Below are 17,138 nucleotides of genomic sequence, written 5' to 3'. Positions count from 1 at the left end.
GCCCGTTGGCACCCCGCCTACAGCGGGAATCCTCACCGTTTCGTGCCGGCGAGGCGGGCGTGGGACATATCTGCGCCCCGCAGATGCGCACCCGTTAGGTCAGCACCCGTCAGGTCCGCACCGGTCAAATCCGCGCCAGTCAGGTCAGCGTTGACCAGGCCAGATGAGGCCAGGTGTGCACCGGTGAGATCCGTGCCGGCCATGTCCGCGCCAACCATGTCCGCACCGGTCAGGTAGGCATTGCTCATCTGCGCTCCAGTCAGGTCCCCCCACATTTGCGCGCCCTCCAAGTGCGCGCCGGAGAGTTCCGTATGACGCAGCCTGGCACCGTCCAGGTGTGCACCGCTCAGATTCGCGTGGTTCAGGCGGAAGTAGGTCAGATCCGCGCTTTCAAGACGCGCCCCGGCCAAGTACGCACCGGCCAGGTTCACCACATAAGTGGTTCCATCATGCTGGCGGTCCCGATGGGTCAGCACGTTGAGGGCGGCGTTAACGTCGTCGGCTGGTTGGTCTGGTCCGCGCCTGCCGTGCTTCGGCTGTGGCGCATGGGTGCGAACGTAGGCGGACAGGACTTGGACCAAGGCAGGCTGGTCTCGGCTCGAGTCCTGCATGATGCGCTGCAGGGCGTATATGCCACCAAGACGCACGTCGATGGAGTCGTTGCCGAGGTTGGTGACGGCGGTGTTGTAGCGGTCGGTGATCTGACCTTCGCGGGTGATCGCCTGCTCGGTACCGACCTGCTGAATCGATACCCAGGTAAAGGCAGCCACGGCAAGGGTCGCCATCGTGGCCAGGAGCCCGACTGCCTGCTGTAACCGGGTCCACCAGCCCACGCGTTCACCATCCGATGTTGGTGCCGCCCGTGAGTCAGTAGCGGTCCACCGGGGAAGATTCGCGCGCAACCGTTCGACGGCCCGGCGACGCTGACCGGGCCTCCGCGGACCAACAGGTGCGGCAGGGCTCCGCAAGCTAGCCACAACCCGGCGTTCGGCGATGCGCTGGAGCTGTCCACTGCGTGCCCCGGCACGCGCTGATCCACTGGTCATGCCACCAGTGGATACGAATGGCAGGTCTATATTCGGTGGTGTTACGCAACTGCTACCCAGCTTCGACCTTGCAGCCCGCGTGTCCATGATGCGACCAGCTGGGCGTTGCCCTCAGGGCAGCTCAGTCGCCATCTCGCTGTCGTCCACTGAGTGTCTAACTGAGTGACAACCGCGGCGGACTGCCCCGAACAACCACGGACGTTCAGGGACAGTGGCCGCAGGTTACTGAGTCACCGGCTCAGGCCCTAAAGACTGATCGAATTGCTTCGGGACGAAGAGGTCGTGGGTTCAAATCCCGCCACCCCGACTGAAGAAACAACAGGTCAGGGGCCTGATCCACTTGGTGGGTCAGGCCCCTGACTCGTTTCTCGGACCCTCTTGGGAGCCATTTGGGAGCCGACTTCGGATTTTGGCTCCCCGGTCGACGGGACAGCAGCGAGGTGCCGACCCATCCCAACGGCCCCACTCCCACGTGCACCTGTGAACTGAGCCACAGCATTGCTCCGTCTCCCAGAGCCTGCCGTCGGCTGTGTGGGGCTCGTCGAAGAACCACCGAAGCAGCGCGGCGAGCCATCGGCGGGCACCGTTCGCGGCATAGTCGCGCAGCTGGCCCACGGCTTCGCGGCGTATGCGGGAATCGGTCGCCCGCTTGACCTCCACCAGCATCGGCACGCCATCGACCAACGCCATCTGTGCGGCCCTAAGTCGATGCGGCGCAAACAGGCCGCAGGACGCTACGTCTCGTATCTGCCGATTCCTGTGTTCGCGGCCTATGCCACGCCAGCCGATGTCGTATGCGAGTTTCACGAGTGTCCGGTAGCGATCCCTGACCTGTATGTCACCGATCAAGTAGAGGTCAGTGCGCATGCCCCGACGGACTGACCCCATGGGTGAAGCGCATTGTCGGCGTGCGTAATGACTCCAAAGTCGGCCGCTCTGTTCCCACATCAGGCAGGGACGGCAACCAGTCGTAGAGGTCAGCGAGCGCTCAAGTAGCTGGCGTGCAGCCTCGGCGGAACGCTCCTGTCCTCTCTCAGTCGGTCTGTTCGGTGGCTCCCTCGATCCAGGCCAGATCACCGCCCTCACCGACCTCCCCACAGCGGCCCGTCTCCCGCTCAGCCAACTCCACGCGGCCCTCGGTCACGACGAACCCGCCGCCCTCGTCCACCCTCTGAACGCCACCCGCCCCCATCTGGCCGCCACCCACCCCGACCTCGCCGCCCAACTCGACACCCTCACGAACTCCGCCACGCCCCCAGCCACCCCCGACTGACCAATGCACAGCGGTATGCACCCAGTCGGACCACACACAGCAGGCCCCGGCCAGTCCGCGGGGGCCTGCCGCTTCCCAAGATCAATTGAACGGGTGGGCGGTGGATCGCGGGTTCTGCGCGCGTGGGGGTGGCTGCACTGGCGTGCAGCGCGGGGGCGCGCACCAGGGGGAGTTGCATGCTCCGGCCCCTGCCGACTCGCCGCCCCTATGGGCTTTCGCCGTGATGGGCGGCCAATCTTCCCCAATTCTTGGCGCCTCGCCGGAGAATGAGGCGAACGACCGGCTGGACGAGGCCGGTAGCGACGGCGGCCAGGCCGAACGGATGGGGTAGCCGGCCCGTGGGGGTCACCTGGGCGGCGCCCGCAGCGGCATTGCGCGCAGCCGCTGTCCGTGGCCGATCGGATAGACCGGTGTGGCGCGACGGTCTTCCCCCTACGTGTTTTCGACAGGGTGTAGGGGGCACTCGGGCGGTGAGATTGGGGACCACCGTCTGGGCAACGAGAATGGGGACCACCCGATCTGATCGTGTGCGACATGCCGCTTTCGGCGTAATGGAGGTCTTGGGCCGTTTGGCCGGTCACGCTGTGCGCGTTGGTCAAGGTCGTGTCAGGAGACCTTTTCGTGTACCGATCGCGTGAGTGGATCTTCGAGCGGATCCGCCGGGACCGCCGGCTGGATCCGATGGTGTCGCAGCGGACGCTGGCCCAGCGGTACAGAGTCTCGTGCAAGACGGTCGTCAAGGCCCTCAACCCTCCGGTGCCACCGGTGCGGAAGCCGCCTGTCGGCTATCTCGACCTGGACACGAAGGGCGCCAAGCTGCTGTTCCAGATCTTCAACGAGCCGCGGCTCTGCGCGGCCATCGCTGACCGGATCGCCTTCCGCTGCACCTTCATCCAGACCGGCACCGAGTCCTACCGGCTCCAGGCCACAGAAGCCGAACACCACACCGCCCGGTGAATCGCCCCTGTGTCATGCGAAATGAGGCCAGCGGGATGGAAGGACATGGCTATGGCGGAAGGTGAGCGGCGGCTGGACAAGGGCGTGGTGGACCGGTCGGAGGGTTTTGGCGAGCGGCTGCTCGGCCTGCTGCTGGACAGGGCGCGGCTGTTGCCGCCGCAGCTGATCGCCCCCCTGATCGCGGAAGAGGTGGCCGGAATCGGCGGCCGTGACGTCTCCATCCTGCTCCAGGACTACGCGCAGGAGCTGCTGGTGCCGCTGCCCGGCAGGAAACTGCACGTGGGCCAGCCCGAGCCGGTGACCGACTCCCCCGCCGGCCGGGCCTTCCTGCGCGCGGCTGTCGTCGAGGTACCACAGGCCGGCGGCAGCGTCCGGATGTATCTGCCCCTGCTGGACGGAAGCGACCAGGTGGGCGTCATGGCCCTGACTCTGGACGCCGTCGACGACGATGACCGGCGCTTGCTGGGCCGGCTCGCCGGCCTGGTTGCCGACCTGCTGGTCACCAAGAACGCCTACACCGACCAGTTCTTCCTGGTCCGGCGTCGGGAGCCGATGAGCGTGTCTGCGGAGATCCAGTGGGGCCTGCTGCCGCCGCTGACGATGTCCGTGCCGCAGGTCGAGGTGGCCGGCATCCTGGAGCCCGCCTACCGCGTCGCCGGTGACAGCTTCGACTACGCCCTCAACGACAACATCCTGCACATGGCCGTCATCGACGCGATGGGCCACGGCCTGGACGCCGCCGCGATGGCGACCGTCGTCATCGGCGCCTACCGCCATGCCCGGCGCGTGTTCGTCAGCCTGGCCGAGAAGTACGCGTTCATGGACGATGCCATCTCCCAGCAGTTCGGGCCCGACCACTTCGTCACGGCGCAGCTGATGCAGCTGAACATCTCCACCGGGGAGATGGAGCTGGTCAACGCGGGCCACCCCGCGCCGCTGCTGATCCGCGGGGGCCGGGTCCTGCGGCAGCTGGAGAGCGCGACGACGCTGCCCGTCGGCTTCGGAGGTGAGGCGCCCCGGGTCAGAGAGCACACGCTTCAGCAGGGCGACCGGGTGCTGTGCTACACCGACGGCATCATCGAGGAGCATGTCGCCGGCGGGGAGCCGTTCGGCGAGGAACGCCTCATCGACTGCGTCAACCGCCTGGGGGAAGAGCCGTCAGAGGGGCTGCGGGCGGACCTGCGCCGGCTCTCCCACACGCTGAAGAGGGAACGAGGCGGGCGCACCAGCGACGACGCCACCCTCTTCATGATCGAGTGGCACGGTGGCGCCGCCGACCACTTCGCCACCATGGAGTGAACCGACACCCGCACCATCGCTGACGGAGCCGACAGGCACAGCCCCGCAGCCCGGTCGGCTGCCACGCGCTCGACCGCGGCCACACGGAGCCGGGTCCTCACGAGCCGTGCCTGGCAGGGACGCGGCCCGAGGGGACCCGGGAACACCAGCCCATCCGGCACCACTCCCGCCGATGCCGCGAACACTCCCGAGCCACCACGGCCACAGCCAGAAGTCACCCGATCGGGGTGGCTGTCAATCCCGTTGCCGATCATGAACTTGTGTCACCTCTGTCCCCAGCACGGATGGAGCAACGTGGCTCTCGATCCCACTGCCCGAGTGGCTCTCATTCACCTTGTCGAAAACACCCTTCGCCTCGCACCGCCACCTGGGCGGCAGCACCGGAGCCTGCCCGGTCCCCCAGGACTGCCGGCGGGCGGCCATGCGTCGGGGCGTGGCGAGTTGGCCAAGCGACGCCGGCCCGGCCGCCGGGACAACGTCTGCCGTCGCGGGTCAAGGACGCGGCCGCAGCGGTGCTCAGCTCGGGCAGATCGGTCTCGAAACGCCGTTACGACGTGGCGCCGCGGGTGCGCAGTTCTTCGTTGATGCGCTGGGCTTCTTCGAGCTGGTCTTCGAGAATGACGATGCGGCAGGCGGCTTCGATGGGGGTGCCGGAGTCGACGAGTTCGCGGGCGCGGGCGGCGATGCGCAGCTGGTAGCGGGAGTAGCGGCGGTGGCCGCCTTCGGAGCGCAGCGGGGTGATCAGGCGGTGCTCACCGAGGGCGCGGAGGAAGGCGGGGGTGGTGCCGAGCATCTCGGCGGCCCGGCCCATGGTGTAGGCGGGGTAATCGTCGTCGTCGAACTTGTCGGCGGGGCGGGAACTGCGAGGGGGCATAGACCTCTTCTTTCGGGGACGCGTCGAGGGGCCCGAGTGCCGTACTGGCACCCGGGCCCCGAGCTTTCAACACCATCTACCGGCTGACTGCGCCGGCTCTCTTGTTCCGCTGGTCCGCCTGGGAGGGCGGAGGTGCGGGGATCGCGAATGCGTGACCGGGGACCACCTTCCAATCCGGGGCCTGCGTTACCCGAGCGATGTTCTTCCTCGCCCGGGCGATCCTGATGGCGTCTGCTCCTTACCTCGTTCGGTTGCTCGGTTGTACTGCTGGGTATCGCGGGTACTGCATGCGGCCCCTGGGGCCGCTCGGCCCGGCAGTCAGTGAAGGAGCCCACCATTTCCGGCCCCGCCACTCCACTGCCGTTCCGCATCCTGCCTGACCTGCTCGCACGGCAGTTCATCTCTGCCGTGCCCTCTTCGACTTCTTGGGTACGAGGAAACACTAACCCCCGCACCCACCCATGTCTACTCTCGGCGTGACAGATTTTCTCAACAGCCAGCGAGTGGGCTTCTGCCTCATGCACACCCGTAAGATTGCCATCCGGGTTGAAGACCGGCCCGGCGGCACAAGCTGAGCCCGGCGGCACAACCGCCCCAGGCGGGGCGTGAGCACGCGCCCGCGGCGTCGCCCGCTCACCAACGCCCTGCGCCACGGAGGCGGCCACTACACCCTCGAACTCGGCGCAACCGCCGATACAGCGAACGTCGCCTTCAGCGACCTCAACCCGGCGCCCCCGCGCGAACGCCCCCCTGACTCAACGGCGGCACCGGCGGCTTCGGATGGCACATGATCCGCCGCCTCACCGACAACGTCACCACCACCCCCGGCCCCGGGCTCCGGTCGGGAATGTCCCCGATCGCGTCACAAGCAGGCGTCACACGGTGACGCCTGCTGAATGCGAACGCCACAGCGAAGTCCAGCGGCTGATCGACCGGTCCAATGCCCCTCGTGACGGAGACGACCTTCGGGCTCCTTCCCGCCGAGTCTGCCAAACAAGTTTTACTACACCCGCGACCGAAACCCGATGTCCTGATTCGCAACGCTTTCCGTAACGCCCGCATTCCTGTAGCGGCAGCCTGCGACAGGGCATATGTCGGTGAGCCGCGGAGCAACACCAAAACGCTCTGACATTCGTCACCCCGAAACCGTCCGGCGGGTTGCATCCGGGAGTACCCTGAAATTACCGAGGACATTTCGCATAAGAGTCTCTGAGCTCCTGTCGTTCTCGGCGATTCACAACACCGGGCCGGTGTACACCGGCCCGGGGACAGGTCCGCGTCATGACCGCGACCATTCTGTATACGCCGGCGGTCGAGGAGCGGACCTTTTCGCTGCCGCTGCGTCTCGCACTCGCCTCAGCGGACACCCCTGGTGCTCTTCTGGACGGTGCCTGGTGGCCCCGCTCCCGCGACCTGGCGGCGGAACTTCCTGCGTTGACCGCGGTGCTGGATCCCCTTTGGGGGCGCATCACCCATGTCACGGTGAACCCGACCCTGTGGCCCGTCATCCCACGGAAGGTGCCCGTTGACGGGCACGTGGTGAGCGTCGGCTGGTTCAAGGCCGAGCAAGACCCCCACAAGCTGTTGCTGCTCTCCTACACCGTCGGCCGCTGGGACCTGCTGGTGATTCCGCCGCAGACGGATCCGGCCATCGCCGCCTGGCTGATGACCGCGGCTACCGGTCCGCTGCGCAGCCACACAGCGAGTGATCTGCTGGAGAGGGCCGAATCCCAACGGATCACGACAGAAGCCGACCAGGCCCAAGAAGCGGTCTGGGACTCCGAGGGCGGCCACGGCGACCGTGAGACCGCGCCAGCACGCTCGGAGTGAATCCCGAAACGGACCCGGTGAAACCGCCGGGGCCGTCCTTTCAGGCGCAACACGTGAGAATGCGCAACCCACAATCCACGGTACACCTACAGGTAGTTTCCGACGTGATTCCGTAGGCTGACGCGAAGCATGAGCACATTCTGCTCGGATATCAAGCGCCGACGATCGGGCTGAGCAGCCGGCAGCACCCGGCCACCGGCAGAGTTCTTGCTATTCCGGATTACCGTGCCACTGCCCATGGACGCGGAACCAGAGTCCCGGAGCGTAGATCGAATCGACGACAGCGGCTTCGCCTTTGGTCACCTTGAGGATCCGCAATGCGCCGCTCGGAAGCAGGTCGTACTCGTACGTGGCGGGCGACTCACCTTCGGCGATGTCGTCGTAGGAGATGTCAGCAGCCGCCGGCTCCGCATATTCCTTGGGGGGCCGGTTCTCCACCAGCTTGATGAACACGCTCATGTCTTGACGATAGATCGCTCGCGGATTTCTCGCGTGACATGCCGCCTGCGGAGCAATGGATCAGGCAGATCCGACCTGGCAAGGGGCCGGCGACGGCAGGAGGCGTTCGGGGAGCACGTTCCGGGGTCCTTGCCGGACCGGGGCACGAGTCTCCGCCGCATCCACCAGCTCGGCCGCCCGCTCCACCAGAGCCAGGGAGCCTTGCGCTCTTCCGACCGCTGAGTCGGCAGCTGCGGGGCGGATTCTTTGCCCACAGCGGTCCGGTCAGGCTCGGTCCGGGTGCCCCAGCAAGGCCGACGCCGTCTCCAGTGGTGTGAGACCGGTCGGTGGCACGAGAGCGGCAGCCGGGCGGCACACGAAGCCGAGGCGGCTCAGGGCTCGGGTCACTTCACAGGCGGAGAAGTCACGGCGATCCTGCCCGGTGATGATCTCCCCGACCTGCTTGACGGGGTAATGGCGGCGACCGATGAGCACGGACTCACCCGTGACGGGTTCAGCTTTGATGCCCTTCATCGCATCCTGCACCTCGGTCTTGAGCAGGTCGAAAGGAAAGCGGGCGATGACGACGCGCATAGTGCCTCCACAAGGTCGAAGAGAAGCCGGAAACGGATCGCCGGCCCGGCGGAGAGGGATCAACGGGTGAGAACGACGACGCCCAGGGCGTGCCCGTCCTCACCGATCACGGGTGAGGCCCACAGCGCGCGTTGACGCATGGCGCGTTCCGCGTCGTGTGCAGACATCACGGGCGAAGTGAAGGGCCCACGGTCGTAGATGAGGTCCCGCAACCGGGTCTCCTCGGTGTACCAGGAGCCTTGGTGATGGTCTGTCATCTGGGAACGGGTGATCAGGCCCGTACACCGCCCGTCCTCGTCACGGACGAGGAGATGGTCGGCACCGGCCCCGATGAGGACGGACAGAGCCACGTCGACGATCATGTCGTCGCCGACCTGTGGTCCCGGCGCCGACATGACGTCGCCGGCTGCCTTGCCGGGGAAGTCCCCCTGGGGGTAGCTCTGCAGCATCAACGAAAGCCTCCGTGACGATGGTGGTCCGACAAGCCGAGCGTGATCGTCCTGACCGGCCTAGGCGGCCGGGGCCGAGGAGGTCTGCCGCGCAGTCGGTGTCCCGGTACGGGCTGATCCGGCGGCACGACGGGCCTGGGCGGGGCGGCTGCGGCGGCCTCGCGTGGAGGAGCCGCTGCGCTTGGCACGTTCGACAACTGGTGCGGCGATGGTGACCGGGGTGCCGGAGGGGGCCTGGGCGCCGGTGATGCGGCTCAGTTCGGCCTCGCCGGAGCGGACCTGGGTGGTCTGCGGGGTGATGCCCGCGTCCGCCATCAGGCGGTTCATGGTGCGGCGCTGGTTGGGCAGGACGAGGGTGACGACGCTGCCGGACTCGCCGGCGCGCGCGGTACGGCCACCGCGGTGCAGGTAGTCCTTGTGGTCGCTGGGCGGGTCGACGTTGACGACGAGATCGAGGTTGTCGACGTGGATGCCGCGGGCGGCGACGTTGGTGGCCACCAGGACGGTGACATGGCCGGTCTTGAACTGGGCCAGGGTGCGGGTGCGCTGGGACTGGGACTTGCCACCGTGCAGGGCCGCGGCGCGGACACCGCTGTTCAGCAGATGCCTGGTGAGGTTGTCCACGGCGTGCTTGGTGTCCAGGAACATGATCGACCGACCTTCGCGGGCGGCGATCTCGGTGGTGGTGGCGTGCTTGTCGGCGCCGTGGACGTGCAGCACGTGGTGCTCCATCGTCGTGACCGCGCCCGCCGAAGGATCGACGGAGTGGACCACCGGGTCCGTCAGGTAGCGCCGGACCAGGAGGTCGACGTTGCGGTCCAGGGTGGCCGAGAAGAGCATCCGCTGCCCCTCGGGCCGAACCTGGTCGAGCAGCGCGGTGACCTGGGGCATGAAGCCCATGTCGGCCATCTGGTCCGCCTCGTCCAGCACGGTGACAGCGACCTGGTTCAGCCTGCAGTCACCGCGCTCGATGAGGTCCTTGAGCCGTCCCGGCGTGGCGACGACCACCTCGACCCCGCCGCGCAGTGCGCTGGACTGGCGGCCGATCGACATTCCGCCGACGACGGTGGCCAGCCGCAGCTTGAGCGACCGGCCATAGGGGGCGAGGGCGTCGGTGACCTGCTGGGCCAGTTCCCGGGTCGGGACCAGGACCAGTGCCAGCGGCTGACGGGGCTCCGCGCGCTGCCCGGCGGTACGGGCCAGCAGGGCCAGACCGAAGGCCAGCGTCTTGCCCGATCCGGTGCGACCGCGGCCGAGAACATCGCGCCCGGCCAGCGAGTTCGGCAGCGTGGCGGCCTGGATGGGGAACGGGGCGGACATGCCTTCCGCGCTGAGGGCCGCCAGCAGCGGCGACGGCATGTCCAGCTCGGCGAAAGCCTCGGCCGGGGGCAGGGCGGGGGTGTGGGTGACGGGCAGGGCGAACTCTCCCTGCAGTGTCGCGGGACGCCGTCCGGGGCCCCCGGAACGACCCGTGCCCGAGCGGTTCGGCCGACCGGAGCGGTAGCCGCCGCGGCCTGAGCCGGACGAGCGGGCAGAGCGGGAGTAGCGGTCATTCGTGCGAGCTGTGCGGTTCATGGAGAACCTTCCTCGATGCGGTGCGTCGAGGAATTCCCGGCGGCAATGAGCCGCACACAGAGAATCGCAAGAACGAACCGATGAAATGAGATGGAACGAAGCGGGGCGGGAATATGTCGACCCTGCACACCGAAGCGGGACCGGCAACGCCGCAAAGAGGAGCAACTGGCTGCCCGCACGCCACGTGTGCGGCCGTTGTGGGACACGCGGGAAACACCGAAAAGCAACGAGCTGGGGCCCGCACCCAAGGTGCGGGCCCCAGCTACAGTGCTACGCGTCAGCGTCAGCGTCAGCGTCAGGCGGGAACGATGTTCTCGGCCTGCGGGCCCTTCTGGCCCTGCGTGACGTCGAAGTTCACCTTCTGGCCTTCCTGCAGCTCGCGGAAGCCCTGGGCAGCGATGTTCGAGTAGTGGGCGAAGACGTCGGCGCCGCCGCCGTCCTGCTCGATGAAGCCGAAACCCTTTTCCGCGTTGAACCACTTCACGGTGCCAGTAGCCATGTCATATCTCCTTCGGGGCAGTGCCCGGAGCCCACACCGTGCGAGCTCCGTATCGCTGCGTTGATTGCCCGTCCGGAAATAATCACCGGCAATACGAAAGCGCTCCGCCGTGTACGACAGCGAGCACGCTTGAAGTCTTGGGAACCACAACTGCAACTGAGATCGAAGGTAGCACGGTACTGGCGGCCATGCGTGGCAGATGATCCCGAAGTTTTCGAGAGCGTAAAAAACCCCTACCGTGCCAGTGGCCATTTCTGTAGTTGCGGCATGAGATATTCAGGATCGACGCTCGCCCGTATTCGAGCGGAAATACGTCGACCTCCTCGGCCACCACCCGGGCTCCGCAGGCACGAGCCGGGTACCCACCACGCCTGGCCGAACCGCACCGCACAACCGTCGGGGACGGTTCGCGGCGCGGCATGACAGGAGCGGCGTGCCGGGTGAGATCGCGGGGCCAGGGCATGACGTCTTTCCCGCTCGGCCCGCTGGGCATCTCCGGAGTCATGAGCTCATGCAAGCAACCGTCCCGTCTCGGAGGACGGGTGCTGGAAAAGCCGCGGCTGCGCAGTCTGAGGACAACCCGAGCGGGCAGCGGGACGGAAAACACTGCCCACAGGCCGACCCGGGGCAGCGGAGCTGGCCTGGCACGCGGTGCTCGGCCATTGCGGGCAGCCTTGATCCCTTTGCCGCAGCCGAGGAAAAACTGCACTGGCGGCAGTAGGCATTCATAGTTCGCATGGCCGGTTTCTGTCATGGCGGACGAAGCCTGAGGGCCGTCGACGAAGCCCTACTCATCCTCCCGCTGCGCTCCAAAGGCGGCCATCCCGCTAATCCCGCGGGCCTTGCGGAACTCGACTGTGAGCAGCCGAGCAGTAGCGAACAAGATCACGCAAACGTGCTGGTGCAAAGCGACGCGCGGCCAGGGTGACACCATCCGCAGACCGCCTCCTGGGAGAAGTCTGGAGCCGTTTGGGAGCCAACTTCGAAATCCGGCTCCCGGGCTCCCCTGCTAACGCAGCATCAGCCGCGCCTGCAGGGACTCGTTCAGCACGCGCACGGGTGATGTGGGACACATCGCCAGGCGGGCGTCGAGCGCCCGCCCTCCGGGCCGCGGTCGCGGGATCGGCCGGCGCGCTTGCCGCGTCCGCGCCGCCTGGCCGCCGGGTTGGACGTGATCAGGCCCTCGCCGAGGGAAGGGCCGCATCCCTGGGCGAGTTGGCGGTAGCCTCGTCGCTCCCCGTCGGCCAGATCGCCGCTCTGGTAACTGAGTTGGTCGCGGCCGATGTCGCCGCCGTCAGCCGCAGAAGGTAGCAAGCCTGATGTTCACTGCCCCTGAGCCGGCAGTCAGGGACCGCATGCTCTCCGCTCGCGACCGCGCCTGTGCCCTGCTGGAAGGCACCGATGTCGCGGGCGGAGAGGTGTGGGGATACGCCGGCCGGACCCTGTCCGGCGCCGTCACGACCCCGGACGGCCCCGCCTGGCCACGGCTCGTGAGCGAACCCGAGGGCAAAGCGGGCGGGAGGCTGTGGGAAGGCCCCGAGGAAGCGGAACGATCCGTGCCTCCCGCTGTGCCCCGACCTCGGCTGCTCAAGGTGCGGGACTGGTCGGCCGAGAACGAGTCAGCAAGGAGTTCGCCCACGTCCTGGGCACTCCCTCCGGCCGACTCGGGGAGCTGACCGCCTGCACCGAAATCCTCCAGGCGGCGGCCCGCGTGCCGTTCTACGCCGACCTGGCGGACCACGTGCGGCAGCACCTCGATCACCTGCGCGGCACGCTCCCCAGGCCGTGACCAGCGCCGGCGTGGTCTTGCGTGGCATCGCACGTTTCGCAACGGCTGACTCCAGCGAGGCTGATATTGCCTTCGGTCGGCCGGAGCGGGTCGGACGCAGACAGTCGCTGCCACGCACCCCATCCCCTGAGCTGGGGTGTTGCGACGACCACGAGAACTCAAGTTCGCGGTGGTGGCCCTTCGACGTCGTCCGTCTGTCCTCAGGGGCCACGCGGCGCTCGCGGGAGCCCGGGCACCGGCTCCGGGGGGATTCCTGGCCGGTCTCTCGGCAGCAGCACTTGCAGTCCACCTGGCCAGATTTCGCACGTGACCGGAAGAGGCAACGTTACGGCTTCGCCATCGATCCCTGCATCCAGTTGCCGGCCCCGGCCGCGCAACGTGATGCTGGCCGCCCTCCAGACGCTCGCCGCATCACCTGCCGTACCTGGGGGCTGCTGCCGCAGCAGCTCACTGCGCAGGTGTCGGAGGAGGTCTGGTGGGGTGTCGGTCGGACGCTTCAGCACGATGGCGCCGAGCAGTCCTGAGGTGAGCGTGAAGCGACGCCCCAGGTAGCGGGGAGTGGCGATGTGGTACGGGTTGTTGGAGACCAGCACCACTTGCGGCAAGTGGACGGCTCCCCGCGGGGTGTCCACGTCGGCTTCGACGCATTGCCTTCCTGTGAGGTAATCGGGAGTGACCGAGGCGAGGGCGCGCACCTTGTCCTCCCGGTACCCAGGGTCCAGCAAGGCGTCGGCGTAGGGGCCGAAAGAGACGTTGTTGATGAAGACGCGCGGGCCTACCAAGCCGAGATCCACACGTGTGGGCACGCCATCGGTCAGGGCGCTCAGTGAGGGCACCGGGTTGCGGATGTCGAGGCCAAGGTCCCGGGCGAAGTGGTTGCGCGTGCCTGCCGGGAGCACCAGCAACGGGCGATCCGTGTCAGCGGCCACCGCAGCCACGGCCGATATCGTGCCGTCTCCGCCCGCCACTCCCAGTACCTCAGCCCCCTCCTGGACGGCGAGCCTCGCGAGTGACGCCGCGTCGTCGTCGACACTGGTCGACCAGACCCGCGCTCCCATGCCCTCGACCCGATTGGCCAGGTCGAAACGAGCAGGACTGCCGCCGCCCGAGCGTGGATTCATCACGACCACTACCCGGGTACGCGCCTCAGCTCCAGCCATCACCACACCCACTTTTGCCGCACTCAGCGGAGCACGGCAGTCGCGAGAATCAGTGCTGGGGGTGCGGCCGGGAGTGGAACAGCGGACGTCGCTCGGCAGTGGTGCCGGGAGCGAGGCGGCTGACGTCGGCCCGCATCCTTATGGCGTGGAATACCTCAACCGCCCCAAGGACTATGGCCATGATGCTCACCGTCAGGGTGAGCGCGGCGATCGAGGTGAACGGCGCGACGATCAGCACGGTGCCTGCCAGCAAGCCGATGATTCCGGCGAACAGCATCCAGCCTCGTGCCGGCATATCCCGGGGAGCGGAGGCAGCCGTCGCTGTCACCATGATGCCGCGCACCAGCCAACCGAAGCCGATCCACAGGGCGAGCAGCAGAATCGACTCCAGCGTGCCCCGGAAGCAGATCAGACCCAGGAGGACGGAGAGCGCACCGGCGAGGAAATGCAGCGCCCGAAGATGCCGGGGGACATGCGTACCGAAGGCGGCGACCAGCTGGAAGACACCGATGACCAGCAGATAGACGCCGAAGAGCACGCCGACGACCCGCAGCGTCTCCTGAGGCCAGGCAAGGACCACGACACCCAGTGCGATGGCAGCCAGGCCCATGGTGAGAAGGGCCTGCCAGCCCATGTCGGCCAAGCCACCCAGGCTTTCGGTGCCGGAGGCGTCCGGTGTCTCGGTGCCGCGCGGAGGGCCGGCACCCGAGGAATCGAAGGAAGAGGAAGCCATACCGTCTGCTCCTCTCAGGAACAGGGTGGTCGAATCAGTTCACCTCCATCGTCCCCCCGTCGGCTCTGTAGGGCCTGGCGAAAATGGACGGTTCGTCGCTCCCACATCCCTACGAGTACGGAACAACCCCCTGACCAGGTGGAACAGCGTGCCAGTTCCAGAGCGTGATGTCCTTGCCTCAGCAACTCGGCCGCGCAGGGAGCCAGGGAAATCAGGCCGGAACTACTTGCCGGAACAACTCTTTCAAGTTGGCCTTGGCACCCTCACCCGGGCCTGGACGTCTGTGGAGCGCGGCCCTGCGTCGCTGGGCGGTGCTGAAGCGCGCGGCGCGGCGCCGCAGATGGCGGTGGCCGGGTGCCGGGCTCGGCCGGGCGGGGGCCCTGGCAGCGCGGTGGAAGAACCGTTTGCCGTTCTCGACCAGGCCCGGGTAACACACGACCAACGCGGCCAGTGTGGCGAAGAAGCCCGCGGGCAGCGGCTGGAACCCGAGGGCCGCGGCCGCTGGACCGGCCGGCCTACGTCCATGGGATAGAGCCGGGGGCTAGGCGTCAAGCATGGGCGTCGGGCGGCTGCGGCAGGCTCTCGTCGCGGCCGACACCGACGAGGGAACGTAAGCGCTCAGGATCTCGCCGGAGGCGGTCAGAGGCGGCGTACCCGTCCGGCGATGAGATGTCCGGCGAGCAGGTAGATCACGGCCGGCAGGCCGTAGTTGAGGGCGACGCGCAGCCCTTCGGTGTTCATGGTGAAGATGTCCCGCGCCCACCAGGCGAGCGAGTCGGCCATGCCCTGGACGAACTGGACGAAGACATTGCCCTGGTTCGCGTCGAGCAGGTAGAGCAGGATCCAGAGCCCCAGGAACGCGGCGGCTATGTCGGCGATCGTATGGATGATCAGGGCCGTCCGCTGTGCGGCGGTGCCGCGACGGACGCCGTGGTACCGGTCGTCCGCGGGCAGGAATTCGGGCCGGTGGCTCATGGGAGTCGCAATCTGGCGGACGCAGCGCCTCGACGACGGGGACGGGACGGGGGGAAGAGTGATGACGGCCAGGGTGGCCACCCCCCACAGGAGTCACCCTGGCCGTGATCACAAACGGGGGCGCTGTGCGCCCGTATGCACTTCTGCGTCGCGGGGTGCCGTCGTGTTACCCCGCCCGGCGATACGTCCGATACGTGCGGCCATATCCGCTCTTCCAGGCGCCTTGGCGTGCGGGTGTGACAACCAACCGGCCGGTGACGCAGAAGAAGTAGCCGACTGGTCATCGGCACACACGGATCCTGCGGTTCCCCCCGTGCCGACGGATCCGTGCACACGGCGCGGGCGGTGCCATCCCCCCTCTGGGCACCGCCCGCGCCGCCCCGCACGGACCGCCGGCGGCCGGATCGCGGCCGTATCCGTGCCGGATCGCGGCCGATCAGCCGCCGCTGGTGACGGTGACCGGTTCGTCGCTCTTCAGCTCGTTCACCAGCTGCTTGACCTTCGGCCTGTCCCACTGGAGATTGCCGCCGACGCTGCCGGAGACCGGCATGTTCATGGACCTGCCGTCGCCGCTGTTGACGTCCTTCATGGCGAGGAACATCCGGGCCAGCAGGTAGGGGTTCATGTCCTTGTCGACGACGAGGGTGTCCAGGCCCGCGCTCATGACGGGGTAGAGCGCGAACGGGTTCAGGACCGTGCCGGGCGAGGCCGCCTGGTTCGCGAGTGCGGAGAGGAACTTCTGCTGGTTCTTCGTGCGCTGCAGGTCGCTGGTGGCGAAGGCGTGCCGGGTACGGACGAAGGCGAGCGCCTGGGCGCCGTTGAGGGTCTGCTTGCCGGCCTTGAAGTCGGCGCCCGACCATTTGTCCGTGAAGCCCTTGTCGAGGTTCATCTCGACGCCGCCCATCGCCTCCACGATGTTCGCGAAGCCGGTGAAGCCGATCTCGGCGTAGTGGTCGATATGCAGCCCGGTGTTGTACTCGACCGTGCGGACCAGCAGCTGCGGACCGTCGAAGGCGTAGGCCGCATTGAGTTTGTTGGCGCCCATCGCGGGCCTGAGCCGGCCGGTCTCGGAACCGCGGAACTGCGGGATGGTCACGTTCGAGTCGCGCGGCAGGGAGATCAGCGTCGGGCCGCCCGAGCCGATGTGCAGGATCATCATCGAGTCGGTCCGCTGACCCGCCTCCGCGCTGCCGCCGGTGTGCAGCGACTTGCGTTGGGCGGCCGACATGCCCTTACGGCTGTCCGAGCCGACGATCAGGTAGTTGGTGCCCTCGCCCTCCGCCGGGCGGTCGATGACCTTTCCGAGATCGACTTCCTTGCGCAGCTTGGAGTCCGCCCAGAAATACGTGCCGACCGCCACCACGAGCAGAACGACGAGGACGGATATCAGAATCCGCTTGATCGTTCCGCGCCGGCGTGGGGGTGGTCCGGACTCATACGGCCCGGACTCATACGGCCCGTACTCATTGGGGGGACGTGCGGCGCCTGAGGGCTCATACGGTTCCTGGAAGTCGGCGTATCTGCCGTGGGTCCTCTGATTCATGCCCGGCAGTGTGCATTCTCGGGTTGCCTCGAACGCAAACCCAGGGGCTGAGCCTGGGAAAACTGTTTCCGACCTGATGCACAGCGCACGAGCGCACCGACTGC

15 protein-coding genes and 2 pseudogenes are annotated in these 17,138 nt (G+C 67.5%); 6 read left to right on the top strand and 11 right to left on the bottom strand.

The window, feature by feature from the left end; all coding sequences use genetic code 11:
• Positions 1-32 precede the first annotated feature (32 nt).
• Positions 33-833, bottom strand: coding sequence for a pentapeptide repeat-containing protein (locus B1H19_RS22805; RefSeq protein WP_159028119.1), 801 nt, complete (start codon positions 831-833; stop codon positions 33-35).
• Between the two features lie 744 nt (positions 834-1,577).
• Between B1H19_RS22805 and B1H19_RS38790 the strand changes: the two genes are divergently transcribed.
• The 4 genes and pseudogenes from B1H19_RS38790 (at position 1,578) to B1H19_RS22785 (ending at position 4,575) form a co-directional block, all read left to right on the top strand.
• Complete coding sequence (locus tag B1H19_RS38790; protein ID WP_159028118.1) at positions 1,578-1,928, top strand: hypothetical protein; 351 nt, start codon at positions 1,578-1,580, stop codon at positions 1,926-1,928.
• Between the two features lie 184 nt (positions 1,929-2,112).
• Positions 2,113-2,319: pseudogene (locus B1H19_RS39930) on the top strand (type III effector protein); the annotation flags it as partial.
• Between the two features lie 780 nt (positions 2,320-3,099).
• Positions 3,100-3,276, top strand: a pseudogene (locus B1H19_RS40855) (IS21-like element helper ATPase IstB); the annotation flags it as partial.
• 51 nt (positions 3,277-3,327) lie between these two features.
• The gene (locus B1H19_RS22785) at positions 3,328-4,575 is read left to right on the top strand and encodes a PP2C family protein-serine/threonine phosphatase (RefSeq protein ID WP_083106645.1); all 1,248 of its coding nucleotides are present in this window, start codon (positions 3,328-3,330) and stop codon (positions 4,573-4,575) included.
• A gap of 547 nt (positions 4,576-5,122) precedes the next feature.
• Here B1H19_RS22785 and B1H19_RS22780 read toward each other — a convergent pair.
• Positions 5,123-5,449, bottom strand: coding sequence for a MerR family transcriptional regulator (locus B1H19_RS22780; protein WP_083106644.1), 327 nt, complete (start codon positions 5,447-5,449; stop codon positions 5,123-5,125).
• A gap of 1,281 nt (positions 5,450-6,730) precedes the next feature.
• Between B1H19_RS22780 and B1H19_RS22775 the strand changes: the two genes are divergently transcribed.
• Positions 6,731-7,279 carry a DUF5994 family protein gene (locus tag B1H19_RS22775; protein ID WP_083106643.1) on the top strand — a complete coding sequence of 183 codons (549 nt, stop codon included), beginning with the start codon at positions 6,731-6,733 and terminating at the stop codon, positions 7,277-7,279.
• A gap of 210 nt (positions 7,280-7,489) precedes the next feature.
• Here B1H19_RS22775 and B1H19_RS22770 read toward each other — a convergent pair whose 3' ends face one another.
• From B1H19_RS22770 to B1H19_RS22750, 5 genes are all read right to left on the bottom strand, one after another.
• Complete coding sequence (locus B1H19_RS22770) at positions 7,490-7,738, bottom strand: hypothetical protein (protein WP_237289477.1); 249 nt, start codon at positions 7,736-7,738, stop codon at positions 7,490-7,492.
• A 264-nt stretch (positions 7,739-8,002) separates the two neighbouring features.
• Positions 8,003-8,311, bottom strand: a complete 309-nt coding sequence (locus B1H19_RS22765; protein WP_083106642.1) for an SCO5918 family protein — start codon at positions 8,309-8,311, stop codon at positions 8,003-8,005.
• A gap of 59 nt (positions 8,312-8,370) precedes the next feature.
• Positions 8,371-8,760 (bottom strand): CBS domain-containing protein, encoded by a 390-nt coding sequence (locus B1H19_RS22760; RefSeq protein ID WP_083106641.1) that lies wholly within the window; start codon positions 8,758-8,760, stop codon positions 8,371-8,373.
• A gap of 60 nt (positions 8,761-8,820) precedes the next feature.
• Complete coding sequence (locus B1H19_RS22755; RefSeq protein ID WP_083106640.1) at positions 8,821-10,335, bottom strand: DEAD/DEAH box helicase; 1,515 nt, start codon at positions 10,333-10,335, stop codon at positions 8,821-8,823.
• A 295-nt stretch (positions 10,336-10,630) separates the two neighbouring features.
• Complete coding sequence (locus B1H19_RS22750) at positions 10,631-10,834, bottom strand: cold-shock protein (RefSeq protein ID WP_069775160.1); 204 nt, start codon at positions 10,832-10,834, stop codon at positions 10,631-10,633.
• Positions 10,835-12,359: 1,525 nt separating this feature from the next.
• Between B1H19_RS22750 and B1H19_RS39920 the strand changes: the two genes are divergently transcribed.
• Positions 12,360-12,623 carry a hypothetical protein gene (locus B1H19_RS39920; RefSeq protein WP_237289476.1) on the top strand — a complete coding sequence of 88 codons (264 nt, stop codon included), beginning with the start codon at positions 12,360-12,362 and terminating at the stop codon, positions 12,621-12,623.
• Positions 12,624-12,823: 200 nt separating this feature from the next.
• Here B1H19_RS39920 and B1H19_RS22735 read toward each other — a convergent pair whose 3' ends face one another.
• The 4 genes from B1H19_RS22735 to B1H19_RS22720 form a co-directional block, all read right to left on the bottom strand.
• Positions 12,824-13,783, bottom strand: a complete 960-nt coding sequence (locus B1H19_RS22735) for a diacylglycerol/lipid kinase family protein (RefSeq protein ID WP_237289474.1) — start codon at positions 13,781-13,783, stop codon at positions 12,824-12,826.
• A gap of 49 nt (positions 13,784-13,832) precedes the next feature.
• Complete coding sequence (locus tag B1H19_RS22730) at positions 13,833-14,516, bottom strand: HdeD family acid-resistance protein (protein ID WP_083106638.1); 684 nt, start codon at positions 14,514-14,516, stop codon at positions 13,833-13,835.
• A gap of 639 nt (positions 14,517-15,155) precedes the next feature.
• Positions 15,156-15,491: a hypothetical protein gene (locus tag B1H19_RS39915; RefSeq protein WP_083106637.1), complete on the bottom strand. Its 336-nt coding sequence runs from the start codon at positions 15,489-15,491 to the stop codon at positions 15,156-15,158.
• 436 nt (positions 15,492-15,927) lie between these two features.
• Positions 15,928-17,034, bottom strand: a complete 1,107-nt coding sequence (locus tag B1H19_RS22720) for an LCP family protein (RefSeq protein WP_083106636.1) — start codon at positions 17,032-17,034, stop codon at positions 15,928-15,930.
• Between the last annotated feature and the right edge of the window lie 104 nt (positions 17,035-17,138).

Source organism: Streptomyces gilvosporeus (genome assembly GCF_002082195.1).
Taxonomy (GTDB): domain Bacteria; phylum Actinomycetota; class Actinomycetes; order Streptomycetales; family Streptomycetaceae; genus Streptomyces; species Streptomyces gilvosporeus.
This window is presented reverse-complemented; position numbering and strand designations above follow the sequence as displayed.